The 26,296-nt window shown below is 68.6% G+C and carries 23 protein-coding genes and 1 tRNA gene; 9 read left to right on the forward strand and 15 right to left on the reverse strand.

The genetic code is table 11. From position 1 onward, the window contains the following. Nucleotide 1: 1 nt before the first annotated feature. From parC to R4823_RS20385, 5 genes are all read right to left on the reverse strand, one after another. Nucleotides 2–2,311 carry a DNA topoisomerase IV subunit A gene (parC, locus tag R4823_RS20365; RefSeq protein WP_132979406.1) on the reverse strand — a complete coding sequence of 770 codons (2,310 nt, stop codon included), beginning with the start codon at nucleotides 2,309–2,311 and terminating at the stop codon, nucleotides 2–4. Beyond that, nucleotides 2,311–4,269, reverse strand: coding sequence for a DNA topoisomerase IV subunit B (parE, locus tag R4823_RS20370; protein WP_243724451.1), 1,959 nt, complete (start codon nucleotides 4,267–4,269; stop codon nucleotides 2,311–2,313). Before parE ends, parC begins: the two co-directional genes overlap by 1 nt. A 117-nt stretch (nucleotides 4,270–4,386) precedes the next feature. Continuing rightward, nucleotides 4,387–4,554: a hypothetical protein gene (locus R4823_RS20375; protein WP_165963071.1), complete on the reverse strand. Its 168-nt coding sequence runs from the start codon at nucleotides 4,552–4,554 to the stop codon at nucleotides 4,387–4,389. 27 nt (nucleotides 4,555–4,581) lie between these two features. Next, nucleotides 4,582–5,787: an MFS transporter gene (locus R4823_RS20380; RefSeq protein ID WP_132979408.1), complete on the reverse strand. Its 1,206-nt coding sequence runs from the start codon at nucleotides 5,785–5,787 to the stop codon at nucleotides 4,582–4,584. Nucleotides 5,788–5,869: 82 nt separating this feature from the next. Beyond that, nucleotides 5,870–6,592, reverse strand: a complete 723-nt coding sequence (locus R4823_RS20385) for a GntR family transcriptional regulator (RefSeq protein ID WP_132979409.1) — start codon at nucleotides 6,590–6,592, stop codon at nucleotides 5,870–5,872. A 213-nt stretch (nucleotides 6,593–6,805) separates the two neighbouring features. On the opposite strand from R4823_RS20385, the gene R4823_RS20390 reads away from it, so the two are divergent. Together R4823_RS20390 and R4823_RS20395 are read left to right on the forward strand one after the other, a co-directional pair. Continuing rightward, nucleotides 6,806–7,714: a dihydrodipicolinate synthase family protein gene (locus R4823_RS20390; protein ID WP_087836891.1), complete on the forward strand. Its 909-nt coding sequence runs from the start codon at nucleotides 6,806–6,808 to the stop codon at nucleotides 7,712–7,714. A gap of 62 nt (nucleotides 7,715–7,776) precedes the next feature. After that, on the forward strand, nucleotides 7,777–8,730 hold the full coding sequence (locus tag R4823_RS20395; protein ID WP_087836892.1) for a tripartite tricarboxylate transporter substrate binding protein: 954 nt from the start codon (nucleotides 7,777–7,779) through the stop codon (nucleotides 8,728–8,730). Between the two features lie 45 nt (nucleotides 8,731–8,775). Here R4823_RS20395 and R4823_RS20400 read toward each other — a convergent pair whose 3' ends face one another. From R4823_RS20400 to R4823_RS20415, 4 genes are read right to left on the reverse strand one after another with little or no spacing between them, the layout of a single operon-like run. Further along, nucleotides 8,776–9,750, reverse strand: coding sequence for a tripartite tricarboxylate transporter substrate binding protein (locus tag R4823_RS20400; RefSeq protein WP_087836893.1), 975 nt, complete (start codon nucleotides 9,748–9,750; stop codon nucleotides 8,776–8,778). A 57-nt stretch (nucleotides 9,751–9,807) separates the two neighbouring features. Beyond that, nucleotides 9,808–10,725 carry a CoA ester lyase gene (locus R4823_RS20405; protein ID WP_243724452.1) on the reverse strand — a complete coding sequence of 306 codons (918 nt, stop codon included), beginning with the start codon at nucleotides 10,723–10,725 and terminating at the stop codon, nucleotides 9,808–9,810. Further along, on the reverse strand, nucleotides 10,722–11,969 hold the full coding sequence (locus R4823_RS20410) for a CoA transferase (protein WP_087836894.1): 1,248 nt from the start codon (nucleotides 11,967–11,969) through the stop codon (nucleotides 10,722–10,724). Before R4823_RS20410 ends, R4823_RS20405 begins: the two co-directional genes overlap by 4 nt. Further along, nucleotides 11,966–12,853: a MaoC family dehydratase N-terminal domain-containing protein gene (locus R4823_RS20415; protein WP_132979410.1), complete on the reverse strand. Its 888-nt coding sequence runs from the start codon at nucleotides 12,851–12,853 to the stop codon at nucleotides 11,966–11,968. The genes R4823_RS20410 and R4823_RS20415 overlap by 4 nt, the downstream gene beginning before the upstream one ends. A gap of 119 nt (nucleotides 12,854–12,972) precedes the next feature. Between R4823_RS20415 and R4823_RS20420 the strand changes: the two genes are divergently transcribed. From R4823_RS20420 to R4823_RS20435, 4 genes are all read left to right on the forward strand, one after another. Then, a complete protein-coding gene (locus R4823_RS20420; RefSeq protein ID WP_087836896.1) occupies nucleotides 12,973–13,908 on the forward strand; it encodes a LysR substrate-binding domain-containing protein in 936 nt (311 codons plus the stop codon). Nucleotides 13,909–14,039: 131 nt separating this feature from the next. Beyond that, complete coding sequence (locus tag R4823_RS20425) at nucleotides 14,040–14,873, forward strand: IclR family transcriptional regulator (protein WP_087836897.1); 834 nt, start codon at nucleotides 14,040–14,042, stop codon at nucleotides 14,871–14,873. Nucleotides 14,874–14,915: 42 nt separating this feature from the next. Further along, nucleotides 14,916–15,905 (forward strand): tripartite tricarboxylate transporter substrate binding protein, encoded by a 990-nt coding sequence (locus R4823_RS20430; protein WP_087836898.1) that lies wholly within the window; start codon nucleotides 14,916–14,918, stop codon nucleotides 15,903–15,905. 26 nt (nucleotides 15,906–15,931) lie between these two features. After that, nucleotides 15,932–16,816, forward strand: a complete 885-nt coding sequence (locus tag R4823_RS20435) for a TauD/TfdA family dioxygenase (RefSeq protein WP_087836899.1) — start codon at nucleotides 15,932–15,934, stop codon at nucleotides 16,814–16,816. Nucleotides 16,817–16,824: 8 nt separating this feature from the next. Here R4823_RS20435 and R4823_RS20440 read toward each other — a convergent pair whose 3' ends face one another. From R4823_RS20440 to R4823_RS20450, 3 genes are read right to left on the reverse strand one after another with little or no spacing between them, the layout of a single operon-like run. Then, nucleotides 16,825–17,238 carry a cupin domain-containing protein gene (locus tag R4823_RS20440; RefSeq protein WP_087836900.1) on the reverse strand — a complete coding sequence of 138 codons (414 nt, stop codon included), beginning with the start codon at nucleotides 17,236–17,238 and terminating at the stop codon, nucleotides 16,825–16,827. Nucleotides 17,239–17,254: 16 nt separating this feature from the next. Further along, entirely contained in the window at nucleotides 17,255–18,226 is a 972-nt protein-coding gene (locus tag R4823_RS20445; protein ID WP_087836901.1) for a tripartite tricarboxylate transporter substrate binding protein, read from the reverse strand. Between the two features lie 51 nt (nucleotides 18,227–18,277). Continuing rightward, nucleotides 18,278–19,312 (reverse strand): Ldh family oxidoreductase, encoded by a 1,035-nt coding sequence (locus R4823_RS20450; RefSeq protein ID WP_132979412.1) that lies wholly within the window; start codon nucleotides 19,310–19,312, stop codon nucleotides 18,278–18,280. Between the two features lie 147 nt (nucleotides 19,313–19,459). Between R4823_RS20450 and R4823_RS20455 the strand changes: the two genes are divergently transcribed. Beyond that, nucleotides 19,460–20,413, forward strand: coding sequence for a LysR substrate-binding domain-containing protein (locus tag R4823_RS20455; protein ID WP_132979413.1), 954 nt, complete (start codon nucleotides 19,460–19,462; stop codon nucleotides 20,411–20,413). 36 nt (nucleotides 20,414–20,449) lie between these two features. Here the strand turns inward: R4823_RS20455 and R4823_RS20460 are convergent. Next, nucleotides 20,450–20,524, reverse strand: a tRNA-Arg gene (locus tag R4823_RS20460). Nucleotides 20,525–20,650: 126 nt separating this feature from the next. On the opposite strand from R4823_RS20460, the gene R4823_RS20465 reads away from it, so the two are divergent. Beyond that, on the forward strand, nucleotides 20,651–22,066 hold the full coding sequence (locus R4823_RS20465) for an amino acid permease (RefSeq protein ID WP_087836904.1): 1,416 nt from the start codon (nucleotides 20,651–20,653) through the stop codon (nucleotides 22,064–22,066). Here R4823_RS20465 and R4823_RS20470 read toward each other — a convergent pair. After that, nucleotides 22,047–24,359, reverse strand: coding sequence for a molybdopterin guanine dinucleotide-containing S/N-oxide reductase (locus R4823_RS20470; protein WP_132979414.1), 2,313 nt, complete (start codon nucleotides 24,357–24,359; stop codon nucleotides 22,047–22,049). The two genes, R4823_RS20465 and R4823_RS20470, sit on opposite strands and share 20 nt — an antisense overlap. A gap of 16 nt (nucleotides 24,360–24,375) precedes the next feature. Further along, nucleotides 24,376–24,834 carry an Lrp/AsnC family transcriptional regulator gene (locus R4823_RS20475; protein ID WP_087781515.1) on the reverse strand — a complete coding sequence of 153 codons (459 nt, stop codon included), beginning with the start codon at nucleotides 24,832–24,834 and terminating at the stop codon, nucleotides 24,376–24,378. 183 nt (nucleotides 24,835–25,017) lie between these two features. On the opposite strand from R4823_RS20475, the gene metC reads away from it, so the two are divergent. After that, nucleotides 25,018–26,220: a cystathionine beta-lyase gene (gene metC, locus R4823_RS20480; protein WP_087836906.1), complete on the forward strand. Its 1,203-nt coding sequence runs from the start codon at nucleotides 25,018–25,020 to the stop codon at nucleotides 26,218–26,220. Nucleotides 26,221–26,296: the final 76 nt, after the last annotated feature.

A 26,296-nucleotide genomic window follows, 5' to 3' on the forward strand; every position in this document is an offset into this window, starting at 1 on the left:
CTTACAGCACCGGCGACAGCACGGGCTGCTTGGGCTTGGCGTCCAGCAGCCGGCCCTTGCGGGCCCGCTTGCCGACGTAGACCGCCAGTCCGCCGCCGGACAGGATCTCTTCATGCGGCTTGTTGCGGTAGATGCCCGTGATCCGCAGCCCCGCCGGCCCGACCGGCACCACCTGGGCCAGGGTGTCCTTGGGATCGATGTCCATCAGCGCCGTGCCGCGACCGCCCGAGGACAGCGCCTTGACCTCGGCCAGGCCGAACACCAGGAAACGGCCCTTGTCGGTCAGCAGCGCGAGCGAATCGGCGCCGTCGAACACCGGCACGGGCCGCAGCGGGCTGTCGCCCTCGTCCAGCGTCATGAATTGCTTGCCGCCACGCTGGCGCGTGGCCATGTCGCCCAGGCGGGTGACGAAGCCGACGCCGCGCTCGGTGGCCAGCAGCCACCGGCTTTCGGGGGCCGCCGCGATCATGTGCAGGATGCGGGATCCGGCTTCCAGGTCGATCAGCGTGGTCACCGGCACGCCATCGCCGCGCGCCGACGGCAGCGCGCTGACGGCCACCGAATAGACGCGACCGTTGCTGCCCAGCGCGATCAGCGTATCGGTGGTCCGGCATTCGAACGCGCCGTACAGCGCATCGCCCGCCTTGAACGTGAACAGGCTGGCATCGTGGCCGTGGCCCTGGCGGGCCCGCAGCCACCCCTTCTGCGACACGATGACGGTGACCGGCTCGTCGATGACCTTGGCCTCGACGGTGGCGCGCTCGGCCGCTTCGATCAGCGTGCGGCGATCATCGCCGTACTGTTTGGCGTCGGCTTCGATTTCCTTGACGATCAGCCGCTTGAGCGAATTCGGATTGGCCAGCAGTTCCTCGAGCTTGCCCTGCTCGTCCTTCAGGTCCTTCAGTTCCTGCTCGATCTTGAAGCCTTCCAGGCGCGCCAGCTGCCGCAGGCGCATCTCCAGGATGTCCTCGGCCTGGCGCTCGGACAGCTTGAAGGCCTGCATCAGCGCGGGCTTGGGTTCGTCCGACTCGCGGATGACCTTGATCACCGCGTCCACGTTCAAGTAGACCACCATGCGGCCTTCCAGCACATGGATGCGGTCCAGCACCTTGTCCAGGCGATGGCGCGAACGCCGCGTGACGGTCTGGGTGCGGAAGACGAGCCACTCGTCCAGGATCTCGCGCATGGACTTCTGGCGCGGCCGCCCGTCGTTGCCCACCGCCACCAGGTTGATGGGCGCGCTGCTTTCCATGGACGTATGGGCCAGCAGCGTGTTGACGAACTCGTCGCGGTCCACGCGCGAGGTCTTGGGCTCGAATACCAGCCGCACGGCCGCGTCCTTGCCCGACTCGTCGCGCACCGCGTCGAGCAGGCTCAGCAAGGCCGCCTTGGTCTGCTGTTGTTCGTTCGAGAGGCTTTTCTTGCCCGCCTTCACCTTGGGATTGGTGAGTTCCTCGATCTCTTCCAGCACCTTCTGGCCGGAGGTCGACGGCGGCAGTTCGGTGACCACCAGTTGCCACTGGCCGCGCGCCATTTCCTCGAACTTCCAGCGCGCGCGCACCTTGATCGAGCCGCGGCCCGTGCCGAGTATCTGGGCGATCTCGGACCGCGGCGTGATGATCTGGCCGCCGCCGGGATAATCGGGTCCGGGCAGCAGGCCGTAGAGCTCGTCGTCGGCGATCCTGGGATTCTTCAGCAGCGCCACCGCGGCCTGCGCCACTTCGCGCAGGTTGTGCGGCGGGATCTCGGTGGCCATGCCCACCGCGATGCCCGAGGCGCCGTTCAGCAGCACCACGGGCAGGCGCGCCGGCAGTTGCCTGGGCTCCTGGTACGAGCCGTCGTAGTTGGGAATGAAGTCGACCGTGCCTTCGTCCAGCTCGTCCAGCAGCAGCCGGGCGATGGGCGTGAGCCGCGCCTCGGTGTAGCGCATGGCCGCGGCGCCGTCGCCGTCGCGCGAGCCGAAGTTGCCCTGTCCGTCGATGAGCGGATAGCGCAGCGAGAACGACTGCGCCATGCGCACCAGCGCATCATAGGCCGCCTGGTCGCCGTGGGGATGGTACTTGCCCAGCACGTCGCCCACCACGCGGGCCGACTTCACGGGCTTGGCGTTCGCGCCCAGCCCCATGGCCTGCATGGCATACAGGATGCGCCGCTGCACCGGCTTCTGGCCGTCGCTGACGTCCGGCAGCGCCCTGCCCTTGACCACCGATACCGCGTAATCCAGATAAGCCTGTTCCGCATAGCGCGCCAGCGTGATCGCAGCGTCGCCGCCCGGCCGCTCGAACAGGCCGGGTTGTTGTTCGTCCGTCATCAAATATCCACCTCGGCGAGGTCGCCTTTCTCTTCCAGCCACGAGCGCCGCTGCGCGGCCTCACCCTTGCCCATCAGCATGTCGAACATGCGCGTGGTCTCGTCCGCGCCGAGTTCGCCGTAGGTGACCGGCAGCAGGCGGCGGGTGTCGGGGTTCATCGTGGTTTCCCAAAGCTGCTCGGGGCTCATTTCGCCCAGGCCCTTGAAACGGCTGATGCTCCAGGACCCTTCGCGCACGCCTTCCTTGCGCAGCTTGTCCTCGACCGCGGTCAGCTCGCCCTGGTCCAGGCAATAGAGCTTGCGCGGCGGGCGCTTGCCCTGGGCCGGCACATCCACGCGGAACAGCGGCGGGCGCGCCACGTACACGTTCCCGGCCTCGACCAGCTTGGGGAAATGCCGCAGGAACAGCGTCAATAGCAGCACCTGGATGTGCGATCCGTCCACGTCCGCGTCGGACAGGATGCAGACGCGCCCGTAGCGCAGCCCGGACAGGTCGGGATCGTCGCCCGCGCCATGGGGATCGACGCCGATCGCCACCGCGATGTCGTGGATCTCGTTGTTGGCGAACAGGCGGTCGCGCTCGACCTCCCAGGCGTTGAGCACCTTGCCGCGCAGCGGCAGGATGGCCTGGAATTCCTTGTCGCGCCCCATCTTGGCCGAACCGCCCGCCGAGTCGCCCTCGACCAGGAAGACCTCGGTGCGGGAGGCGTCGCTGCTTTCGCAATCGGTCAGCTTGCCGGGCAGCACGGCCACGCCCGAGCTCTTGCGCTTCTCGACCTTCTGCGTGGCCCGCACGCGCGACTGCGCCTGGCGGATGACCAGCTCGGCCAGCTTCTTGCCGTATTCGACGTGGGAGTTCAGCCACAGCTCCAGCGCCGGCTTCGAGAACCCGCCCACCAGGCGCACCGCGTCGCGGCTGTTCAGTCGTTCCTTGATCTGGCCCTGGAACTGCGGGTCGAGCACCTTGGCCGACAGCACGAAGCTGGCGCGCGCGAACACGTCCTCGGGCAGCAGCTTGACGCCCTTGGGACTGAGGTTGTGCAGTTCGACGAAACCCTTGACCGCGTTGAACAGGCCGTCGCGCAGCCCGGCCTCGTGCGTGCCGCCGGCCGGCGTCGGGATCAGGTTGACGTAGGACTCGCGCACGACGTTGCCGTCCTCGGTCCAGGCCACCACCCACTGCGCGCCCTCGCCCTCGGCGAAGTTCTCGTTGTCGCCGCCGGCGTACTGCTCGCCTTCGAACAAGGGAATGAGCAGTTCGGCGCCGGCCAGCGCCTCGGTCAGGTAGCCGCGCAGGCCCTGCTCGTACAGCCAGGTCTGGGTCTCGCCGGTTTTCTCGACCCGCAGCGTGACCTTCACGCCGGGCAGCAGCACGGCCTTGCTGCGCAACAGGCGCGACAGCTCGCCCATGGGGATCGTGCCGCTGTCGAAATACTTGGGGTCCGGCCAGCAGCGCACGCGCGTGCCGCTCTTCTTGCGGGCGGGATCGGACACCTGCGCCAGTTCCTCGACCACGTCGCCGTGCTGGAACACCAGCCGGTGGGCCGCGCCGTCGCGCCAGACCGTGACTTCCATGCGCGACGACAGCGCGTTGGTGACCGAGACGCCGACGCCGTGCAGGCCGCCGGAGAACGAATAGGCGCCGCCGCCCTGCTTGTCGAACTTGCCGCCGGCGTGCAGGCGGGTGAAGACCAGTTCGACGACCGGCGCGTTTTCCTCGGGGTGCAGGCCGACGGGAATGCCGCGGCCCTCGTCCTCGACGGTCACGCTGCCGTCGGCGTGCAGGGTGACCTGCAGATGTTTGCCGTAGCCGGCAAGCGCCTCGTCGGCGCCGTTGTCGATCACCTCCTGCACGATGTGCAGGGGGTTTTCGGTTCGGGTGTACATGCCCGGGCGCTGCTTGACGGGCTCCAGCCCCTTCAGCACCCGGATGGAAGCTTCGTTGTAGCGAGTGGCCAAGTTATCCCCAGCGACTGTGGAAAATGAAGGGTATTTTACGGACGGAGGGCCTGGCCATGCGGGCCGGCGTGGCACGCCCATTTTTTGGGCACCCCTGCCTTGCCCGGCGGGTGGCGGTCACAGGCCGCACAGGGCCATGAGCCCTTCCCATCCGACGACGAGTTGCGGGCGCAAATAGCCCAGGAAGGCTACCGCAAGCACGGTGCCAAGCAAAGCATAGGCAAGGACCGCCCGCCAGGCGCGCCCGCGCCTCCCGGATTGCCCCTGCCGGTTGCGATCGGCCATGGACCTGCCTCCTGTTCCCGGCCGTGTTCATGCCGGCACCAATGCGCGCTCGCGCACGGGCATACACAGCGCCGCCGCGACCAGACCGAGCGCGACCGAAATCCACCAGACCGCATCGTAGCTGCCGGTGGCGACGTACAGCTTGCCGCCTAGCCAGACACCGACGAAGCTGCCGATCTGGTGGCCGAAGAATACGATACCGGTCAGGGTCGACGCATAGCGCATGCCGTAGATATGTCCTACCAGCGCGGTGGTCAACGGCACGGTCCCCAGCCAGACCAGCCCGATCAAGGCCGAGAACGCATACAGCACCGCCGGCGTCAGCGGCAGCAGGATCAGCAGCATGATCGCCGCCGAGCGCGTCGCGTACAGCAGCGCCAGCAGGTGCTTCTTGCTGTGGCGGCCGCCCATCCGGCCGGCCCAGTACGAGCCGAACACGTTGAACAGGCCGATGAGCGCGATGGCCAGCGCGCCGTCCGAGGCCTTCAGGCCGCCGTCCACCACGAAGGCCGGCAGATGCAGCGTGATGAAGGCCGTGTGGAAGCCGCAGACCGCGTAACTCCAGAACAGGAAGTGGTAGGAACCGTGCCCCATGGCCTGGCGTACCGCCGCGCCCAGCGACTGCGCGCCGGCGACATGCGCCGGCTTGCCCGTCAGCCGCGTGGCCAGCGGCAGCGCCAGCAGCATCAGCGCCGACAGCGCCCACAGCGCGCCGGTCCAGTCGAAATGATCGATCAGCAATTGCCCGGCGGGCACGACCACGAACTGCCCCATGGAGCCGCCCGCGCTGGCGATGCCCATCGCGGTGCTGCGGCCCTCGGGCGGCACGGCGCGCGCCACCACCGGCAGCAGCACGGCGAATGTCGTGCCGGCCTGCCCCAGTCCGACCAGCACGCCGGCGCACAGGTACAGCATGGCCTCGGACCCGGCGTAGCGCGTGCCGACCAGGCCCAGCGCGCACAACAGCGCCGATGCGACGATGGTCCGGCCCGACCCCCACTTGTCGGCCACCGATCCCATCAGGATGGCCGAGACGCCCCACACCAGGTTCTGGATGGCGAAGGCGAGCGAGAACACGTCGCGCCCCCAGCCGTGGACCAGCCCCATGGGCTGCATGAACAGGCCGAAGGTCGCGCGCACGCCCATCGCGAACAACAGCACGAGCGACGCGCAGACGACGATGCTTCCTGAGCGGGACGAGGGAGTCGGTGACGAAAGAGGCTGCGGCGGCATGAAGGACTGGATGATGGAAAATCGCGGCGCCGGTGCGTGCGCGACCGGCCACGGCCTGCGCATTGTAGTCGCACCGCTCCCGCTACGCCGGCTCGCGGCCCGGCGCCTGGTCCAGCAGGCGCTCGACGATGGCCAGGATCTGCCCCGCGGCGTCGCCGATGTGGCGCTCCAGCACCGATCGGGCCTCGTCGGCCCGGCGCTCGCGGCACAGCGAGACCAGGGCCAGGTGCTCCTGGTGGGCCTGCTGCCGGATCGGGGCGTTGACCACCTGGAAGCGGAAATAGCGCTCGGACTTCTCGTGCAGGCCGCGCACGATGGCCAGGGCGGCCGGCCGCTGGGCCGCCCGGTACAGGCCTTCGTGCAATTGCCAGTTCAACTGGCCCCACTGATCGGGCCCCGCCGTGTCCATGCGCGCCACGCATTGTTCGGCCCGCGCCAGTTCCTCTTCCGATATCCGCGCGGCCGCCTCGTGGATCAGCCAGGGCTCCAGGCGCAGGCGAATGTCGAACAATTCCTCGACCTCGGCGCGCGACAGCATGGAGACGAAGGCCCCCCGGTGGGGAATGGCGTCCACCAGGCCCTCGGCGCTGAGCTGGCGGATGGCTTCGCGGACCGGAATCCGGCTCACGCCCAATTCGTCGGCCAGCAATTCCTGGCGCAGCGGCGAGCCGGGAGGGATCGCCCCCGACAGGATGCGGTCGCGCAGCGCCTCGGCCACCAGTTCGGACGTGGTCCGGCGCACGAGCCGGTTGCCGGAGGACGGCCGGGCGGGAGGGGAAGACGGGGGCAGGTCGTTTCTGGGCATGGCGAAGGCAGAGATGACGGGGTCCAGGTAAACCCCGACAGACGCGCCACGGACACGGGGGTTTAAATAGAAGTATATTGGATCCACTATCCAACAGCCACCGGTCATCTACCGTTGGCTGATGACGGCCTTCATGGCCGTTTTTCGTAGACTTTCAAATTGGATCCAATATAAAGTAGTCAATATCCTCGAAAGATTCCAAGGAGTGTCCGCATGACCATCCGATGGCAAGGCGTGTTTCCCGCCGTCACGACCAAGCTCAAGCCCGACTATTCACTGGATGCCGACGCCATCCGCGCCGGCCTGGAACGCCTCATCGCCCGCGGCGTGAACGGCGTGCTGATGATGGGCATGGTGGGCGAGAACGCGCAGTTGTCGCCCCGGGAAAAGCAGGAAGTGCTGCGCATCGCGCTGGATACGGTGAAGGGGCGCGTGCCGGTGCTCTCCGGCGTGGCCGAGACCAGCACCGAGCGGGCCGCCGCCTTCGCCCGCGACGCCCACGCGCTGGGCGTGGACGGCCTGATGGTGTTCCCCGGCCTGACCTACAAGTCGGATGCCGACGAGACCGTGGCCTTCTACCGGACGGTGGCGCAGGCCTCGCCCCTGCCCATCCTGCTCTACAACAATCCCCGCGGCTACGGCGTGGATCTCACGCCCGACGTGGTGGCCCGCCTGCTGGAAGAGCCCACCATCGTCGCGCTCAAGGAAGAGTCCTACGACACCACGCGCGTCACCGATCTCATCACCCGCTTCGGCGATCGCCTGGCCGTGGTCTGCGGCGTCGACGACCTGGTGGTCGAAAGCGCCGCGCTGGGCGTCCGGTGCTGGGTGTCGGGCATGGCCAACGCGGTGCCGCGCGAATCCGTGGACCTGCTCGCGCTGGCCGCGGCGGGGGACTTCGACAAGGCCCGCCAGCTGTATCACGTGCTGACGCCGCTCTATCACCTGGATACCGTGGTCAAGCTGGTGCAGCACATCAAGCTGGCCGAGCACCTGATCGACGGCACAGCGGAAACCGTCAAGCCGCCCCGGCTCCCGTTGTCGGGCGCCGAACGGGAACGCACCATCGCCATCGTCCGCGAGACCCAGGCCGGCCTGCGCCGGCTGGGATACGACTACTGACTCCCCCGCCCCCAAGGCGCCTGGCGCCACCGGGGGCTTTCCCACAGCAGAAGGACCGCACCATGAACCTCGCCCGCCTGCTTTGCGCCTCGCTTGCCAGCCTGTCCATGCTGGCTTCGTCCTGGGCCGCCGGCTATCCGACCAAGCCCGTGGAGCTCGTCGTCGCCTACCAACCCGGCGGCGGCAGCGACAACACCGCCCGTGCCATCGCCGACGCGGTGCGCCCCATCTTTCCGCAGTCCGTCTACGTGGTCAACAAGCCCGGCGCCAGCGGCTCTATCGGCTGGTCCTACGTGGCCACCGGCCCGGCCGACGGGTACCGCCTGGTCCTCATGACGCCGGAGATGCTGGTCGTGCCGCTGATGGGCATAGGCAAGACCAGCGTGGACGAATTCCAGCCCATCGCCCGCTTCACCGACGATCCGTCGTCGATCACGGTACGCGCCGACGCGCCGTGGCACACCATCCAGGAGTTCCTGGCCTATGCCAAGGCCAACCCCGGCCGCGTCGCGATCTCGAACGCCGGCAACGGCACGGTGCCGCACATGGCGGCCGCGGCGCTGGGAGAATCGGTGGACATCGCGTTCACGCACGTCCCCTACCAGGGATCGGCGCCGGCCATCATGGGCCTGCTGTCGGGCGACGTGCAGGCCACCACGGTGGCCTACGCGGAACTGCGCCAGCATGTGGAAACCGGCAAGCTGCGCACGCTAGCGGTGATGTCGGAGAAGCGGATCGAGACGCTGAGCCAGGTTCCGACCTTCAAGGAACTGGGCCACGACCTGCTGTTCAGCGTGTGGCGCGGCGTGGGGGTCCCCAAGGGCACCCCCGCCGAGGCGGTGGAGAAATGGCGCGCGGCGGCCCGGACCCTGTCGCAGTCGACCGAGTTCCAGACCACCATGCGCAAGCAGAACCTGACGCCGGCCTACGCCGACCTGTCCGAGTTCTCGTCCGACGTGGCCAGGCAGGGCCAGGCCTTCAAGACCCTGGTGCCCAAGCTCAACCTCAAGCAGTAATGCGCGAAGGGCGGCCCGAAGAACATCCGGGCCGCCCGCGGGCCATCAGTCGATGATGATGTTGGCCTTCTGGATGACCGGCCGCCAGAGCTGGATCTGGTCCTTGATGTACTGGCCGAATTCCTCGGGCGTGTTGTACATCGGCTCCAGCCCTTCCTTGCGGAACTGCTCCAGGGTTTCCGGATTCTTCAGCACCGCCACGATCTCCTTGTTCAAGCGATCCACGATGGGCTTGGGCGTGCCCGCGATGGTCAGGAGGCCATACCACTGGCTGGCCTCGAAACCTTCGAGGCCCTTGGTCTCGCTGATGGTCGGCACGTCGGGCAATTGCGGCAGGCGCTTGGCGGTGGCCACGGCGATGGGGCGCAGGCGGCCGGCCTGGAAGAACGGCGCAAGCGGCGGATAGCCGGTCAGCACCAGCGAAGTCACGCCGCCGACCAGGTCGTTCAGCGCGGGCGCCGTTCCCTTGTAGGGCACGTGCTGGATCTGGATGTTGGCCTTGAGCTTGAAGTATTCGGTGGCCAGGTGGGCCGCGCTGCCGTTGCCGCCCGAGGCGTAGTCGTAGCCGTTGGGCTTGGCGCGCACGGCCTTGATCAGTTCGTCCACCGTGCGCACGTCCAGCTTGGCCGGGTTGACCGCCAGCACGTTGGGCACGCCGGCCACCAGCGAGATCGGGGCGAAATCCTTCACCGGATCGTAGGGCAGGCGGCGATACAGCGTGGCATTGGCGCCGAAGGTGCCGATGGCGCCCATGATCAGGGTGTAGCCATCGGCCGGCTGCGACTTGGCGTACTGCGTGCCCACGATGCCGCCCGCGCCGGGCTTGTTCTCGACCACGATGGGCTGGCCGAGCGCCGCGCCCAGCTGCTTGCTCATGACGCGCGCGATGATGTCGGTGCTGCCGCCCGGCGTGAACGGGACGACCAGGGTGATGGGCCGGGACGGATAGTTGTCGGCCGCATGCAGCGGAGCGGCGAAAGCGGCGCAGACGATGGCCGAGGTGACGACTTGCTTGAACATGACGATGGGTCTCCTGTGTGTATTGATATATGGGCGGCGAGCCCGCCGCCCCGTGGCTCAGGGACGGGCGCCCCGGGCCTCGATGCGCCGCTGGCGCGCGATCAGCCTTCGGGCCCGTTCGATGACCGGAATGTCGATCATCCTGCCGTCCAGCTGGAACGACGCGCGGCCTTCGGCCTGCGCCTGCTCCGCCGCCTCGATGACGCGCGCGGCATGCGCGACGTCCTCGGGCCGCGGCCCGTACTCCTCGTTGACGATGGCGACCTGCCCCGGATGCACGCAGCTCGCGCCGTCGAAACCGAACTGGCGCGAGCGCCTGACCATGGCGCGGAACCGGTCCCAGTCGGAAAAATCGGCCACGGTGCCGATATAGCCCAGCGGCATGACGCCGGCGGCGCGCGCCGCCAGGATCATTCGCTGCTTGGGCATCAGCAGCGCCTCGTCGGTGGGCTCGAAGCCGCCGTTCAGGGCGAAGTCCTCGCCCCCTATGTTGATGGCCGCCACGCGCGGCGAGGCGCGGGCGATGTCGGTCATCTCCTCGAACGCCTCGGGCGTCTCGATCATGACCAGGAAACGGGTGTGTCCCATGGCCAGGCCACGGTCCGCCTCCAGCTCGGTCACCAGTTCGTCCAGCAGCCGCACGTGCGACGGGCCGTCCACCTTGGTGATGGCGATCCCGTCCACGTCCGCGCCCACGCTGGCCTCGACGTCGCGCACGCACAGGCCGAGCGGGCGGTTCACCCGCACCAGCACGTCGGCCCCGCCGCGCCGCACCTGCGCGGCGGCGGCCGCGACCGCTTCGCGCGCCACGGCTTTCTCGGAAGCCGGCACGCTGTCCTCGAGGTCGAGCATGATGGCATCCGCGCCGCGGGTGTGCGCCTTCTCGATGAAGCGCGGCACGTTCGCCGGCACATACAGCAGCGATCGCCAGACCGGCAGCTCGCGCTGCCTGGCTTGTTCGGCCATGCTCGTCATCGTGCCTCCTCCCGCGTGGCGGCGTGATCGACCGTGGCGCCGCTGGCCACCATGGCCTGGATGTCCTCCTCGCCCAGGCCGGCGTCGCGCAACAGTTCGATGCTGTGCTCGCCGATGTGCGGCGCGGGCCACTTGAGAGCCGGCTCGTAGGTCGAGAAACGGACCGGATTGCGCAGGTTGGTGATCGTGCCTTCGGTGGGATGCTCGACCTTCTGGAACAGCCCCGTGTCGGCCAGGTGCGGATCGTCCAGCACCGAATCCAGCGTGTGCAGCGGCATCGCGGGAATGTCGGCGGCCTCCAGGATCTCCAGCCATTCGGCCGTGGTCCGCGTCGCGAACACCTCGTTGCGGATGCGGAACATCTCGCCGATGTTCTCGAAACGGGCGCGTTTCTCGGCAAAGCGCGGATCGGTCCGCAACTCGGGGCGGCCCATCGCCTCGAACATCGCGAAGACTTGCGCGTCGGTATTGGCGGTCACGCAGATATAGCCGTCGGCGGTGCGGACCGGCCGCGAATTGGGGTCCAGCAGGCGCGAGTCGCCGGTGGCGCCCAGCGGCGGATCGAAGGTCTTCAGGAACATGTGCTCGGCCAGCACGAAGGCGGTCATGCTCTCGAACATGGGCACCTCGACCACTTGCGGGCCGCCGTGCCGCAACCGCTGCACCACCGCCATCAGGATGCTGTTGGCCACCATCACCCCCACGGTACGATCGGCGATGACCATGGGCACGAAACGCGGCTGGCCGTCGCCGCCGTTGTTGATGGCAGCCAGGCCCGAGGCGCCCTGGATGATGGAATCGTAGGCGGGCTTGTCGCGGTAGCGACCTTCCTGGCCGAAGCCCACCACGCTGCAATAGATCAGGTCGGGCTTGAGCCGGATCAGGTCCTCGGCCGACAGGCCCAGGCGCGCCGCCGCCGACGGCCGCATGTTGTGCACCACCACGTCGGCCGACGCGATCAGCTTCTTCAGGGCATCGAGCGCGCCGGGTTTCTTCAGGTCCAGCGCCAGGCTCTTCTTGTTGCGGTTCAGGTGCAGGTATTTCGCCGCCATGCCGGGCGTGGGAGAACGCCCGCCTATCCAGCGCGCCAGATCGCCCGAGGGATGCTCGATCTTGATGACCTCGGCGCCGAAGTCCGCCAGGAACTGCGTCGCGTAGGGCCCCACCACCACCTGCGTCAGGTCGACGATGCGCAGGCCTTCCAGCGGCGCGCGGCCCGCCTGCTGCGATACGGATGCCGTCATGCCGACTCCTTCGTGGCCGAGCCTTGCAGCGTGGTCTTGCCCGCTTCGGTCACGACGCGGAACTCGATCGCGCCGGGCGCTTCGCCCGCGCGGCTCTCGACGCGGAAGGGCACGCCCTCGAACAGCGGCGAGGTATTGCGGGTGGTCAGGCTCGACAGGCGCGCGCCGCCCCAGGCCTCGTGCAGGTGCTCGGCGGCGCACAGCGCCCCCAGGCCGCCGTTGACCACCAGGCCGGGATAGCCTTCGACCTGGGTGGCATAGGGCTGGTCGTAGTGGATGCGGTGGCCGTTGAAGCACAGCGCGCTGTAGCGGAAGATCATCACGGCATCGGCCACGATGGTGTCGGACCGGTGCAGGGCCTCGAAGGCGGGCGCGGCGGCAGCCTTGGCCGCGCCGCCGTCCTTGGCCAGGGTGCTGTCGCGGTAGACCACGTCCTGCTCCTCGACCACCACGGTGCCGGCGGCATTGCTGACGACGTGGCGCACGGTAACGAACACCAGCGGTCCGGAACTGCCCTGCTTGGGGGTGATCGAGGCGATGGTGGACACCCGCTCGAGTTCGTCGCCGATGCGGATGGGCGCGACGAACTGGATGCGCTTGCCGGCGAACATGCGCTTGGGCAGCGGCACGGGCGGCAGGAAGTCGCCCAGCGCCGGATGGCCGTCGCGGCCGAGCTGGGAGCGCGGCACGACGCGCGGGAAGAGCACGCTATACCACATCTGCGGGAATTCGGCGCCCCGGGCGAACGCGGCGCCGCGCGAGGACTCGATGGTGGCCGACAGGCGTTCGGCCAGTTGGGGGGTGACGACGTCGGCGTTCGTCTCGCTGCGGCCCACCCAGGCTTGCAACGCGTCGAGTGCCGCGGGCATGGTGTCGGAGGTCACGATGGTGTCTCGCTGGAGTTCTGTAGTACGGCGCCCATCGTAGACCCACCCCTCGTTTCCGAGAAATGATAAATTGCGGATGTCTATTCCATTTTGGAAACGTACTCCTGGAATACCCCATGAAACTCCAGCAAGTGCGCGCCTTCTGCGCCGTCATCGACCATGACATGAGCGTGTCGCGGGCGGCGCGGGCCCTGCACACCACCCAGTCGGCGGTCAGCAAGCAGATCGGCCAGTTGGAGGACAGCCTGGGCGTGGCGCTGCTGATTCGCGCCAAGAGCCGCATCCTGGGGCTGACCGACGTGGGCCGGCAGGTGCTGCAATGCATGCGCGGCATCCTGGCGGCGACCGAGGATATCTCGCTGATCGTGGCCGACCACCGGCGCGAGGCCGGCGGCCGGCTGGCCATCGCCACCACGCACACGCACGCCCGCTACGCGCTGCAGGACATCGTGCCGGGCTTCACCCGGCGCCACCCGGGCGTGGGCCTGCACCTGGTCCAGGCCACGCCGTCCGAGATCGCCGACCTGGTGGCCACCGGCGAAGTCGACCTGGGCCTGTCCACCGCGCCGCAGATCCTGCCGCCTTCGCTGGCCACCATCCCCTGCTACCAGCTCAAGCACGTGCTGATCGGTGAGCGCGGCCATCCCGTGTTCGAGACGTCGCCCTTGACACTGGAGGCCATTGCCCGCCACCCGCTCATCACCTACAGCGAACAGCACGCCATCGGCCGGCGGGTGAACGAAGCCTTCGCCGCCGCCGGCCTGTCGCCCAAGATCGCCATGCGCGGCACCGACGTGGAGATCATGAAAAGCTATGCGGCCACCGGCGTGGGCCTGGCCGTCATCCCGCTGATCGCCTATTCCCGCACGCGCGACCGCAAGCTCGACGCGCGCCCGGTGGACCACCTGTTCCCGACCAGCATCGTCTACGCGCTGGCCCGGCGCGGCGCGTACTGGCCGCGCCACCTGTACGAGTTCGTCGGCAAGCTGGCGCCGGACCTGACGCCCGCCGCGATCGAAGAGGCGTTGCTGAGCACCGAGCCGCCGGCCTGATGCGCATTCCGCATGCAAAAGCGGAAAAATGAAAATGGTTTTTGGAAACGGTTGTTTTCGCGTGGCGGCGATCCTAGAGTGATTTCCGACGGCGGCCATCCCGGGCCGCCCCCCCGGATATCGCCCACGCCATGCGCCGCCGCACCCAGCCGCCCGCCAACGTCACCGCCCTGGAACGCGGATTCGCCGTACTCGACTGCTTCGCGCGCGCCGCGGGCCCGCTGGGCAACGGCGACATCGCCGAAGCCACCGGCATACCCCGCCCCACCGCCTATCGCCTGATCTCCACGCTGGTCGCGCTGGGCCAGCTGCGGCCCTGTCCGGACTCCGACAAGTACGAACTGGCCGCCGGCGTGGTGCGCCTGGCGCAATCCTTCCTCGGCGCGATCGACGCCCGCCGCCTGGTGCGGCCGCACCTCGTGGCGCTGGCCGAGGCATGCGGCGCCTCGGCTTTCCTGGGCCTGCGCGACGGCACCGACATCCTGGTGGTCGAGGCGGCCCGCGCGCGATCGGCCGTGGCCTTCCTGGGCGCCGACGTCGGCACCCGCATGTCGCTGGCCAGTTCGGCGCTGGGACGGGCCTGGCTATCGGGCGTGGATGCGCTGACCTGCGCCACCGTCGGCGCCGATACGCTGGCCGCCGGCAGCACCGTGACCGCCTCGCGCCTGGACGCGGCGCTGCGCAAGGCGCGCCGGCTGGGCTACGCGGCCTCGCAGGGCGAATGGCACGCACAGATCAATGCCGTGGCCACGCCGGTGCGCGCGCCCAGCGGCGAGGTCTTCGCCATCAATTGCGGCGGCCCCTCGTTCCTGATCACGCCCGACAAGCTGCACGACCTCGTCATTCCCCGGCTGCTGCGCGCGGCGGCCGACTTCGCCGACGAAATCGGCGGCATTTCCGGCCCCGCGCTGACCGCGGCCGTGCCGCCCGTTCCCCGCAAACGGATGGCCGCCTCGTCGGCGTAGGGCCATCCGCCCCCCACGACCAGAAAACAGAAGGAGACACCCATGCCCGACTTTCCTCCCCGCCCGGGGCGGCGCACCGCGCTTGCCGCGCTGCTCGCCGCGGCGGCCGCGCCCCGCCTCTCGGCCGCCCAGGACGAGAACTGGCCCAATCGCCCCGTCAAGCTCATCGTGCCCTTCGCGCCCGGCGGGCCGACCGACACGATCGCCCGCATGCTGGCCGAGAAGATGCAGGCCGCCTGGCAGCAACCCGTCGTGGTCGACTACAAGCCGGGCGGCGGCACCATCACCGGCACCAATACGGTCGCCAAGGCGCCGGCCGACGGCTACACGCTGGGCATGGCCATCAGCGCGCTGATGATCAATCCCAGCATGCAGCCCTCGCTGCCCTACGACACGCGCAAGGACCTGGCCGCCGTCTCGCAGGTCGCGCTGACGCACTTCGGCCTGTTCGCGCACCCCTCGCTGCCGGTCGACACCGTGCCCGAACTGATCGCCTATGCCAGGAAGAACCCGGGCAAGCTCAGCTACGCCACGCCGGGCGTGGGCACGGGCACGCACCTGGCCGGCGAACTGCTGGCCCACATGGCGGGCATCGAGCTGGTGCACGTGCCTTACAAGGGCAGCAGCCCGGCGCAGCAGGACGTGGTGGGCGGACGCGTGCCGCTGCTGTTCGACGTGATGTTCTCGGCCATGCCCTACGTCGAGGACAAGCGGCTCAAGCTGATCGCGCTCGCCAGTCCCAAGCGGGCCGCGAGCCATCCCGACATTCCGCTGATCGCCGAGACCGTGCCGGGCTTCTCGGCGATGAGCACGATCGGCATCGTCGAGCCCGCGGGCGTCCCCGCCGCGCTGCGGCGGCGCGTCGGCGCGGACATCGGACGCATCGTGAAGGCACCGGACCTGGCGGCGCGCATGCAGCAGCTGGGCATGGAGCCGGTGGGCTCGACCCCCGAGCAATACGCCGCGCTGATCGACGCCGAAATCGACAAATGGGCCAAGGTGGTCAAGACCGCCGGCATCAAGATCGAATAGATTCCCCACAAGGAGAAATCCATACCATGGCACTTACGCTCACGCCCCTGACGCCCGGCTTCGTCGCCGAAGCCTCGGGACTGGACCTCGCCCGGCCGCTGGATGCGGCCGCCGTCCGCGCCATCGAAAAAGCGATGGACGACTACGCCGTGCTGGTGTTCCGCGACCAGCCGCTGGACCAGGACCAGCAGATCCGCTTCGCCAAGAGCTTCGGTCCGCTGGACCTGGGGCTGCGCAAGGTCAAGGGCGGCGCCCACCGCTTCGACCACGCGGAACTGGCGGACATCTCGAACGTCACCGTCGACGGCTCGGTCGCCGGCCGCGAACACGCCAAGATCGTCGGCAACATCGCCAACCAGCTCTGGCACAGCGACAGCTCGTTCCAGCGCCCGCGGGCCAAGTATTCGATGCTGTCGGCGGTGGTCGTGCCGCAGGACGGCGGCCAGACGGAATTCGCCGACCTGCGCGCCGCCTACGACCATCTGCCGGAGGCCATGAAGGCCGCCATCGGCGACCTCCAGGCCGTGCACTACGCCCTGCACTCGCGCTTCCTGCTGGGCGACACCGACTATACCGAGGCCCAGCGCAATGCCCTGCCTCCGGTGCGCTGGCCGCTGGTGCAGACCGATCCGCGCTCCGGCCGCAAGATCCTGTTCGTGGGCATCCACGCCTGCGAAGTCGTGGGCATGACCGTGGCCGAGGGCCGCATGCTGCTGCTCGACCTGCTCGAACACGCGACCCAGCGCGAGTTCGTCTACCGCCACGCGTGGCGCGTGGGCGACCTGGTCATGTGGGACAACACCGCCACCCTGCATCGCGGCCGGCGCTTCGACTTCGCGCAGCGGCGCGAGCTGCGGCGCGCGACCACCGAGGAAGTGCAGTTGTCGGCCGAGGCGCGCGCGGCGGCCTGACCCTGCCGCTACTTGCCGTGCTCGGCCGCGATCGGCCGGGTCTCGCCGGTCTCCACCAGGCTGCGGGTGGCGTCCGGCGAGCCGTAGATCCACAGGATCTTCATCGGCCGCGTCGCCGACAGGTTGCGGAAGCGGTGCGGCACGCCCGGCGGAATGTAGGTCGCGTCGTGCGCCTTGAGCGGGTGGGACTCGCCGTCGATGTCGAGCACGGCCTCGCCCTCGATCAGCACGACGCTTTCCTCGCAGTTGTGGAAATGAAAGGGAATCTGCGCGCCGGCCTCGAATTCGGTGTAGCCGGTCAGGAAACCCTGGGCGCCGACCTGGCGCCCGACCAGCGGCGTGGTGCGCGCGCCGCCGCCGCGGTCGTGGACGGGCAGTTCGGCGGCCTTGAGCAGGACGGCCCGGGATGGCGTGACGTTCATCGTGGGTTCCTCGGCCTCAGTTGGACTGGATGTTGCCGTCGCGGATCAGTTGCTGGTACAGGTCGAAGTTGCCGCGCGTGGCGGCGCCGAATTCGTCGGGGCCGATGCCGCGCAGGGTCATGCCCAGCGGCGCCAACTGCGCCTTCACGTCGGACGCGGCCAGGGCCTTCACCACGCTCTGGTGCAGGCGGTCGACGATGGGCCGGGGCGTCCCGTGCGGCGCGACGATCGTGGCCCACGAGTCGAAGAAGAACCCGGGCAGGCCGGAGGTGTCCACCGTCGGCACCCCGGGGAACTGCGCCAGCGGCTCCTTCGTGGATACCGCCAGCAGCTTCACCTTGCCGCCCTGGATCAACCCCGCCACCGTTCCCAGCCCCTGGAATCCCGCCTGCACTTCCTTGCCCGCCACCGCCACGGCGCCGGGCGTCGCGCCCTTGTAGGGCACGTGCACGATGTCCAGGCCGGCCTTGCGGGCGAACAGCGCCATCGCGATGTGCTGCGGACTGCCGTTGCCGCCCGAGCTGTAGTTGATGCGGCCGGGGTTGGCGCGCGCATCGGCGATGAAATCGGCCGCGGTCTTGTAGGGGGAGTCGGCCGGCACCACCAGCCCCCACTCGACCGTCGCCACCAGCGACACCGGATCGAAGTCCTTCAGGGGATGCCACGGCATGCTGGGATAGATGTGCGGGATCATGGTGAGGATGCTGTCGTTGAAGCCGCCCAGCGTGTAGCCGTCCGGCGCGGCCTTGGCCACCTTGTCCGCGCCGATCAGCCCGGACGAGCCGGGAATGTTCTCGACCACGAAGGGCTGGCCCAGGTCCTCGGACATCTTCTGGACCACGATCCGGACCGCCTTGTCCACCGCGGAGCCCGCGGCCAGCGGGATCACCATGCGGACGGGCTTGGCGGGATAGGCGTCGGCTGCCCGCGCGGGGGTGCCCGCGCAGACCAGCAGCGCCATGCCCACGCTTGCGATGATGGACTTCATGTCTGTCTCCTCCCCCGTCTGTGCGGGTGGTGTCTGGGAACGAATCTGCGGTCAGCTGGCCAGGAGCGGAATCTCCAGTTCCCTGGCCAGCTGGTCCAGCTCGGCCGCCACGCCGCGGGAAACGGGAATGCCCGTTTCCCGGTAGTGCCGGCGGCGCACGTGGCTCTGTTCGCCGGGCATCCAGATGCGCTCGGTGCCGGGCATGCGGGCGCTGCCGCGCAGGTCTCCCACCAGCCGGTCGACCGCCTCCTTGAAGCCCTGCACCGGGCCGAAGGCGGCCAGGTTCAGGACCAGCATGGCCTGGCCGGTATTGGTCGGCGTGACGTGGTCCTTGTTGAAATCGACGACGTCCCGCCCCATCGCGGCACCGTTCAGCGTGCCGGCCAGCAGGCCAACCATCAGGGCCAGGCCATAGCCCTTGTGGCCGCCTATGGGCATCAGGAAACCCTCGTCCGATCGAGCGGGGTCGAGCAGCGGCCGGCCCTGGCGGTCGATCATCCAACCTTCGGGCATCATTTCGCCGCGCTTGGCCTTGGCCTTGACCTTGCCGTAGGCGGCGACCGTGGTCGCCATGTCCAGCACCACCGGCGGCTCGTCGCCCGCCGGCACGCCGACGGAAATGGGGTTGGTGGACAGCAGCATGTCGGTGCCGCCCCAGGGCGGCAGGTGATTGGCGTTGCCCACCGCGAAATAGATGCCGACCATGTCGTGCCGCAGCGGCATGGCCGAGTACAGCGAGGCCGGGCCGGCATGGTTGCTGCGGCGCGTGCCCACCCAGGCCGCACCCTGGGTCCTGGCCTTGTCGATGGCGATTGCGGTCGCGCGCGACACCACCAGGTGTCCCATGCCGTTGTCGCCGTCCACGACGGCCATGCCCGGCATGTCGGCCACCACCCGGATGTCGGGCCGCACGTTGATGCCGCCCGACCGGATCCGCCTGACGTATTGGGGCAGGCGGATGACGCCGTGGCCGTCCGAGCCCTGCAGGTCGGCCTGGGCCATCAGGCCCGCCACGGTGGCGGCATCGCCCTCGGGCAGCCCCGCCCGCCGCAGCGCCGCGGCAATGAATCGCTCCAGTTGTTCCAGGGAAACCTATATCGAATTGCTATCTACACCCATGTCCGTCCATGCCGCAGCGCGTTGACGGCCAATGCTAGAGAGCGCCAGGGCGGAAATCCAATACAGAATTCGCTCCGGGCCATATCATCCTGATATGGTTTATCGGGGGCAGCCATGAATCTGCGCACCTTGCGGTACTTCGTCGCCATCGTCGACGCCGGCAGCCTGAGCGCGGCCGCGCAGGCCATCTCCATCGCCCAGCCCGCGCTCAGCCGCCAACTGCGCGAGCTGGAACGGGAAATGGGCCAGCCCCTGCTGATACGAGGCGCGCGCGGCGTGCGGCTGACGGCCGCGGGGCTGACGCTGTACGAGTCCGCGCAGCGCATGCTGGCCGAGGCGGCCCGGCTGCGCCGGCAGATGACGCAGCGCCCGGCCAGCGCCGCCACCACGGTCACCATCGGCATCTCGCCCACCCTGGCCGCGGTGCTGGTGCCGGGCCTGTTCGAACAATCGCGGCGGGGCCTGGACGGCATCCGCATCAAGGTGCGCGAGGCCTTCACGCCCTCGCTGCTGGAATGGGTGGAACGTGGAATGGTGGACATGGCCGTGGTCACCAACCCCAGTCCGGGCGGTGCGCTGGCCCTGCAGCCGCTGCTGGGCGAACCCTTCGCGCTGGTCGCCAACGTCGCGCTGGGCCTGGGCCCCGTCATCCCGGCCACGCAGTTGCATCGCATGCCGCTGCTGATGACCTCCTTGCACCGCGACATCGTGGACAGGCAATTGATGCCGCTGGGCGTGGACCTGCGATTGGAGGCCGAGATCGACTCGGTCGACGCCATCCGGGAACTCGTCTGCCGGGGCCGCTGGGCCACCATCATGCCGATCTCGGTGTTCAAGGACCTGGTTGCCGCGGGCCGGGTGACCGGCTCGGAAATCACCGGCGTGCAACTGAACCGCATGCTGGTGCTGGCGCGCCGCATCGAGCGGGACAGCCCGGCGGCCTACGACGCGGTGCAGGACCTGCTGCACGCGGAATTCGCGCGGCTCAATCGCGCCAATGTATTCGGCATATCGAACCTGGGCGGGCCATTCGCTGGCGAACGGGATGCCATGCGGGCAGGAGAGTGACGGGGAAAGGGCGCAGGAACGACGAGGGGCGGCGGGTGGCGTCCCCACCAGGAATCGAACCTGGATCTGATTCTTAGGAGGAACCTGTTCTATCCATTGAACTACAGGGACGCAAGCCCGCTACTGTAACAGCAGAAAGGCCCCCGGGACAAGAATCGCCTTGCGGTGCAAGCCATGTGAGAATGCGGTCAACGGACCGGGCGAGAACGCGCCGACACCACATCCAGCGAGGTGCCCATGGACCTGTTCCGCGTCAAGAGCATAGACAGCATGCTGGCGCAGCGCGAGACGGCGGGCTTGCGCAAAAGCCTGTCCACCTTCGACCTCGTCATGCTGGGCGTGGGCGCGGTCGTCGGCTCGGGCATCTTCATCCTGACCGGCACCGGCAGCCTGATCGCCGGCCCCGCGCTGTCGCTGTCCTTCGTCCTGGCCGCCATCGCCTGCTTTTTCTCGGCGCTGTCCTATGCCGAATTCTCGTCATCGCTGCCCGTATCGGGCTCGGTCTACACCTATGTCTACGCCACGCTGGGTGAACTGCCCGCCTGGCTGATCGGCTGGATCCTGATCCTGGAGTTCGGCCTGGCGGCCTCGGCCGTCGCCGCTGGCTGGTCCGGCTACCTGCAATCGCTGATCGCCGGCTTCGGCCTGCACCTGCCCGAGGCGCTGCGCGCCGCGCCGGGCGCGGTGGCCGGCAGCGCGTCGCTGTTCAACCTGCCGGCCTTCCTCGTCCTGGCCGCCATCACCGCCCTGCTCTCGCTCGGCGTGCGCCAATCCAAGCGCGTCAACAACGCGATGGTGGTGATCAAGATCCTGGTGGTGGTGCTGTTCATCGCCGCCGGCGCCACCCACGTGCGAACCGAGAACTGGACGCCCTTCATGCCCTACGGCATGAGCGGCGTCTATGCCGGCGCCGCGCTGATGTTCTATGCGTTCATCGGCTTCGACGCGGTCGCGTCCTCGGCCGAGGAAGTCAGGAATCCGCAGCGGTCGCTACCCCTCGGCATCCTGGGCTCGCTGCTGATCTGCACCGTGCTGTACGTGCTCGTGACCCTGGTCATGACCGGTATCGTGCCTTACCAGGACTTCACCGCCAATTCCGACCACCCGGTCTCGCTGGCCTTGCAGCGCACCGGGCAACTGGGCCTGGCCGGCGTGGTCGACCTGGGCGCGATCCTGGGCATGACGACGGTCATCCTCGTCATGAGCTACGGCCTGACGCGCATCCTCTACGCCATGGCGCGCGACGGCCTGCTGCCACGGCGGCTGGCCAGCCTGCATCCGCGCCATGCGACGCCCTTCACGTTGACGTGGACCGTCGGACTGGCCTTCGCGCTGATCGCCGGGCTCATCCCCCTGGCGGTGCTGGCCGAGCTGATCAACATCGGCACGCTGACCGCCTTCGCGCTGATCTCGCTGGCGGTCATCGTCCTGCGCAGGACCCATCCGGAACTGCGCCGCGGCTTCCGCTGCCCCGGCGTCCCCTACGTCCCGCTCGCGGCCGTCGTCTGCTGCGTCTTCCTGATCGCGCACCTGGACCGGATCACCTGGCTGGCCTTCTGCGTATGGCTGCTGGCGGGCCTCGCGGTGTATTTCCTGTATTCGCGCCGCAAGGCCGTGCTGGCCGGCGAACCGGTCACGCCGCCTGGACGCTGATCGCCGGCACCTCGAAGGCTTCCACCCGCGGCGCCTCGCCTTCCCACTTGCGGATCTCCACCAGCGCCGACAGCGCGCTGGGCGCCTGCGCCAGGCGCGAGGTACCCGCGTCCAGGGTCAGCACGTTGGGATTGCCATGCCGCTCCAGCGCCGCATCCAGGGGATCGAACCACGCGCCGGTGGACATGATGGCCACGCCGCGCATCACGTCGTCCTGCACGGAGGCCGCCGCGATGCAGGCGCCGCGGTCGTTGTAGACCTTGACGAGGTCGCCGTCCCGGATCCCGCGCGCCGCCGCGTCCTCGGCCGCCATCCGCACGCGCTCGCGCCCGTGCAGCTTGTTGGCGGTGGACACGATGCCGGCGTCCAGCTGCGAGTGCAGCTTGTCGCCCGGCTGCGATGTGACCAGGTGCAGCGGAAAGCGCGCGGCCAGGTCCGCGCCCAGCCATTCGGCCGGCGGCACCCAGGCCGGATGGGGCGGGCAGTCGTCGTAGCCGAAGCCGGCGATGCGCTCGGAATAGATTTCTATGCGGCCCGACGGCGTCTTGAGCGGATGGGCGGCGGGATCGCGGCGGAACTCCTCGAACAGCACGAACTCGCGCGTCGGCTCGGGCAGTTCCAGGTGTCCCGCGCGCCAGAAGTCCTCGAAACCGGGCGCCTCGAATCCCGCCTCGCGCCACCCCGCGGCCATGCCGTCATAGATGTGGCGTATCCACTGGAACTCGTCGCGGCCGCCGGTGAAGGCCTGCTCGTAGCCGCCCATGGCGGCCAGCTCGCGATAGATGTCGAAGTCGTTGCGGCTTTGCGCATGCGGCGCCAGCGCCTGATGCATGGCCAGCACGAAGCGGTCGCGCGAGGAACCGCCGATGTCGTTGCGCTCGAGCGTGGTGGTGGCCGGCAGCACGATGTCGGCGCGGCGCGCGGTGGGCGTCCACCAGCTGTCGTGCACGACGATGGTCTGGGGCTTGCTCCAGGCGCGCACCAGGCGGTTCAGGTCCTGGTGGTGATGGAAGGGATTACCGCCCGCCCAGTAGATCATCTGGATGTCGGGGTAGACGTCCTTGCGGCCGTTGAACTCGAAAGGCTCGCCGGGCTGCAGCAGCATGTCGGCGATGCGCGCCACGGGAATCGAGCGGCCGATGGGGTTCGCTCCCGAGGACATCTCGGGCGAGGCCGCGGCCGGCCGCGGATTGCCCACGCCGTTCATGGAACCGTGGCCGAACGCGAAGCCGCCGCCGGGCAGGCCGATCTGCCCCAGCGCCGCCGCCAGCGCGATCGCCGCCCAATAGGGTTGCTCGCCGCGGTGCGCCCGCTGCAGCGACCAGGTGCAGGTCAGCATGGTGCGCGTGTCGGCCGCGCGCCGCGCCAGGGCGCGTATGTCGGCCGCCGGCACGCCGCACAGCTCCTGCGCCCACTCGGGACTCTTGGCCTGGCCGTCGGCCCTGCCCAGCACGTAGTCGGCGAAGCGGTCGAAGCCGGCGCAATGGGTCTGCACGAAATCGGCGGCGTGCCGGCCCTCGGCCAACAGCACGTGCACCATGGCCAGCATCAGGGCGGCATCCGTGTTGGGCCGGATGGGGATCCAGCGCGCATCGATGCCTTCCGGCACGTCCGCCCGGGTGGGGCTGACGACCACGAATTCGACGCCCGCTTCCCTGGCGCGCGCCAGCCAGCGCGGCGTGGAATGCTCGCCGGCGCCGCCCGAGGTGATCTGGGTATTGCGCAGCGGTATCCCGCCGAAGGCCACGAGCAGCCGCGTGTGCGCGGCCACGCTGTTCCAGTCGGTGACCCGCCCGGTGACCGGCGAATAGGTGCCGATGATGTGCGGCAGCAGGAATTGCGCCGCGCCCCAGCTGTAGTTGCCGGCCTGGTTGACGCAGCCACCGCCCGCGTTCAGGAAACGGTGGGTCTGCGTGCGCGCATGGTGCAGGCGGCCGGCCGAGGACCAGCCGTACGATCCGCCGAAGATCGACGCATCGCCATGCGTGGTCCGGATGCGCGCCAGTTCGTCGGCCACGAGCTTCAGGGCTACGTCCCATTCCACTTCCACGAACCGGTCGCCGCCACGCGCGCTGCGATCGGCGCGTTCGCGGTCGCGCAGCCATCCCTCGCGCACGGCGGGGCGGGCGATGCGCAGGGGCGAGTGGACCATGCCGGGCATGGACCGCAGGATGGGCGACGGGGCCGGATCGAGCGCGAACGGCTCGCAGGCCTGCAGGCGACCGTCGGCGACGACGGCGGTGAAGGCGCCCCAGTGGGACAGGGACGGAAAGCGTTTGACATCTACGGCCATGGCGGTCTCGGCAGGATCAAGCGTAGTCCAACGGCAGCGCCGTCGTGTATTTCAGTTCTTCCATCGCGAAACTCGAGCTGACGTCGAAGAGTTCCACGACCTGTATGAGTTTCTTGTACACCATATCGAAGCCCTGGATGTCCGGAACCACGACCTTGAGCAGGTAATCGATCTCGCCGCTCATCCGGTAGAACTCGACCACCTCGGGCATGTCGCGCACCCCGGCGGCGAATTTCTGCAGCCATTGCAGGTCGTGGTGGTTGGTCTTGACGGCCACGAACACGGTCACTCCCACGCCCAGCTTGCGGTTGTCGAGCAGGCACACCTGCTTGCGGATCACACCCTCCTGCGTCAGACGCTGGATGCGTTTCCAGCACGCGGTGGGGGACAGGCTGACCCGCTCGGCGATCTCGTTGACCGAGAGCGTGGCGTCTTCCTGGAGGATAGAAAGAATATTGCTGTCTTTTTTATCCATGGGGAATCAATCACTATTCTAGAGATTGGAGGATAAATAATTTTCCCATTTTTTGACAAACCGGTGTCAATAAGGAAAAAAATTTAATCCCCTTCCCCCCTACACTTTCTCCATGCCCGACCGTATCGCGGATGGGGTTCGGCGCCGCCGGCGCCGTCTGTGCATTCGAGGACAAACGCAGCAATGAAAGAGAAGACCAGGCTGGTTACCGCCGGCAGGCATCCCGAGCGTTTCGCCGGGCTCGTGAATACCCCGATCTTCCGCGGATCGACCATTCTTCACGGGTCGATGGCCGAATGGGAGGAAAAGAAGAAGCGGCGCGCCGCCGACGAGCCGGGCGCCACCACCTATGGCCGCTTCGGCACGCCCACCCACCACGCGCTGGAAGAAGCCATCGCCGAACTGGAAGGCGGCCACCGTTCGCAGGTGTTCCCGTCGGGGCTGGCGGCCTGCGCCACCGCGCTGACCGCCCTGCTGGCCGCCGGCGACCACGTGCTGCTGACCGACAGCGCCTATTCCCCCACGCGCACCTTCCTGACCCGCGTGCTGGGCCGTTTCGGCGTGGAAGTGACCATCTACGACCCGACCTCGGGCGGCGGCATCGAAGCCAGCATGCGGCCCAACACCCGCGTGGTCTACGTCGAGTCGCCCGGATCCGAGACCTTCGAGATCCAGGACATCCCCGCCATCGCGGCCGTGGCCCATCGCCACGGCGCCAAGGTGGTCATGGACAACACCTGGGGCACGCCGCTGTTCTTCAAGCCCTTCCAGCACGGCGTGGACGTCTCCATCCAGGCCGCGACCAAGTACATCGTCGGCCACTCCGACGCCATGCTGGGCATCGTCACCTGCACCGAGGAAACCTGGCCGCTGATCAAGCGCACCACCCAGGACCTGGGCCAGACCGCCGGCCCCGACGACGTCTATCTCGCGCTGCGCGGCCTGCGCACCATGAACGTGCGCCTGCAGCAGCACTGGAAGTCGGGCGTCGAGGTGGCTTCGTGGCTGGAGACCCGGCCCGAGGTGGAAAAGGTGCTGCACCCCGCGCTGCCCAGCCATCCCGGCCACGCGCTGTGGAAACGCGACTTCCTGGGCGCCGCCGGACTGTTCGCGGTGGTGCTCAAGCCCGCATCGCCGGCCGCGGTGGAAGCCTTCATCGACAGCCTGCAGTTGTTCGGCATCGGCGTATCGTGGGGCGGCTACGAAAGCCTGGTCATCCCCTTCAACCCGTCGGGCGACCGCGTCACCGCCAAGTGGCCGTACACCGGCCAGGCGCTGCGGCTGCACGTCGGGCTGGAGGACCCGGCCGACCTGATCGCCGACCTCGAAGGCGGCTTCGCCGCGCTGGCCGAAATCGATTCGGCCCCCGTCGCGCGCCGGGCCTGACCGAGAAACCCAGGTCTCGCGCGGGGAACGAAGGTTTCCCCGCGGAGTATCATGTAACAGTTATTCAATCGGTGGA

It is taken from the genome of Pigmentiphaga sp. CHJ604, from assembly GCF_036972535.1.
GTDB lineage: Bacteria > Pseudomonadota > Gammaproteobacteria > Burkholderiales > Burkholderiaceae_B > Pigmentiphaga > Pigmentiphaga daeguensis.

Bases quoted from the DNA above. Each gene is read 5' to 3' on its own strand.
- parC (WP_132979406.1), bottom strand. From the start codon at position 2,311: ATGACGGACGAACAACAACCCGGCCTGTTCGAGCGGCCGGGCGGCGAC.
- R4823_RS20375 (WP_165963071.1), bottom strand. From the start codon at position 4,554: ATGGCCGATCGCAACCGGCAGGGGCAATCCGGGAGGCGCGGGCGCGCC.
- R4823_RS20380 (WP_132979408.1), bottom strand. From the start codon at position 5,787: ATGCCGCCGCAGCCTCTTTCGTCACCGACTCCCTCGTCCCGCTCAGGA.
- R4823_RS20385 (WP_132979409.1), bottom strand. From the start codon at position 6,592: ATGCCCAGAAACGACCTGCCCCCGTCTTCCCCTCCCGCCCGGCCGTCC.
- R4823_RS20390 (WP_087836891.1), top strand. From the start codon at position 6,806: ATGACCATCCGATGGCAAGGCGTGTTTCCCGCCGTCACGACCAAGCTC.
- R4823_RS20395 (WP_087836892.1), top strand. From the start codon at position 7,777: ATGAACCTCGCCCGCCTGCTTTGCGCCTCGCTTGCCAGCCTGTCCATG.
- R4823_RS20400 (WP_087836893.1), bottom strand. From the start codon at position 9,750: ATGTTCAAGCAAGTCGTCACCTCGGCCATCGTCTGCGCCGCTTTCGCC.
- R4823_RS20405 (WP_243724452.1), bottom strand. From the start codon at position 10,725: ATGACGAGCATGGCCGAACAAGCCAGGCAGCGCGAGCTGCCGGTCTGG.
- R4823_RS20410 (WP_087836894.1), bottom strand. From the start codon at position 11,969: ATGACGGCATCCGTATCGCAGCAGGCGGGCCGCGCGCCGCTGGAAGGC.
- R4823_RS20420 (WP_087836896.1), top strand. From the start codon at position 12,973: ATGAAACTCCAGCAAGTGCGCGCCTTCTGCGCCGTCATCGACCATGAC.
- R4823_RS20425 (WP_087836897.1), top strand. From the start codon at position 14,040: ATGCGCCGCCGCACCCAGCCGCCCGCCAACGTCACCGCCCTGGAACGC.
- R4823_RS20430 (WP_087836898.1), top strand. From the start codon at position 14,916: ATGCCCGACTTTCCTCCCCGCCCGGGGCGGCGCACCGCGCTTGCCGCG.
- R4823_RS20435 (WP_087836899.1), top strand. From the start codon at position 15,932: ATGGCACTTACGCTCACGCCCCTGACGCCCGGCTTCGTCGCCGAAGCC.
- R4823_RS20440 (WP_087836900.1), bottom strand. From the start codon at position 17,238: ATGAACGTCACGCCATCCCGGGCCGTCCTGCTCAAGGCCGCCGAACTG.
- R4823_RS20445 (WP_087836901.1), bottom strand. From the start codon at position 18,226: ATGAAGTCCATCATCGCAAGCGTGGGCATGGCGCTGCTGGTCTGCGCG.
- R4823_RS20455 (WP_132979413.1), top strand. From the start codon at position 19,460: ATGAATCTGCGCACCTTGCGGTACTTCGTCGCCATCGTCGACGCCGGC.
- R4823_RS20465 (WP_087836904.1), top strand. From the start codon at position 20,651: ATGGACCTGTTCCGCGTCAAGAGCATAGACAGCATGCTGGCGCAGCGC.
- R4823_RS20470 (WP_132979414.1), bottom strand. From the start codon at position 24,359: ATGGCCGTAGATGTCAAACGCTTTCCGTCCCTGTCCCACTGGGGCGCC.
- R4823_RS20475 (WP_087781515.1), bottom strand. From the start codon at position 24,834: ATGGATAAAAAAGACAGCAATATTCTTTCTATCCTCCAGGAAGACGCC.
- metC (WP_087836906.1), top strand. From the start codon at position 25,018: ATGAAAGAGAAGACCAGGCTGGTTACCGCCGGCAGGCATCCCGAGCGT.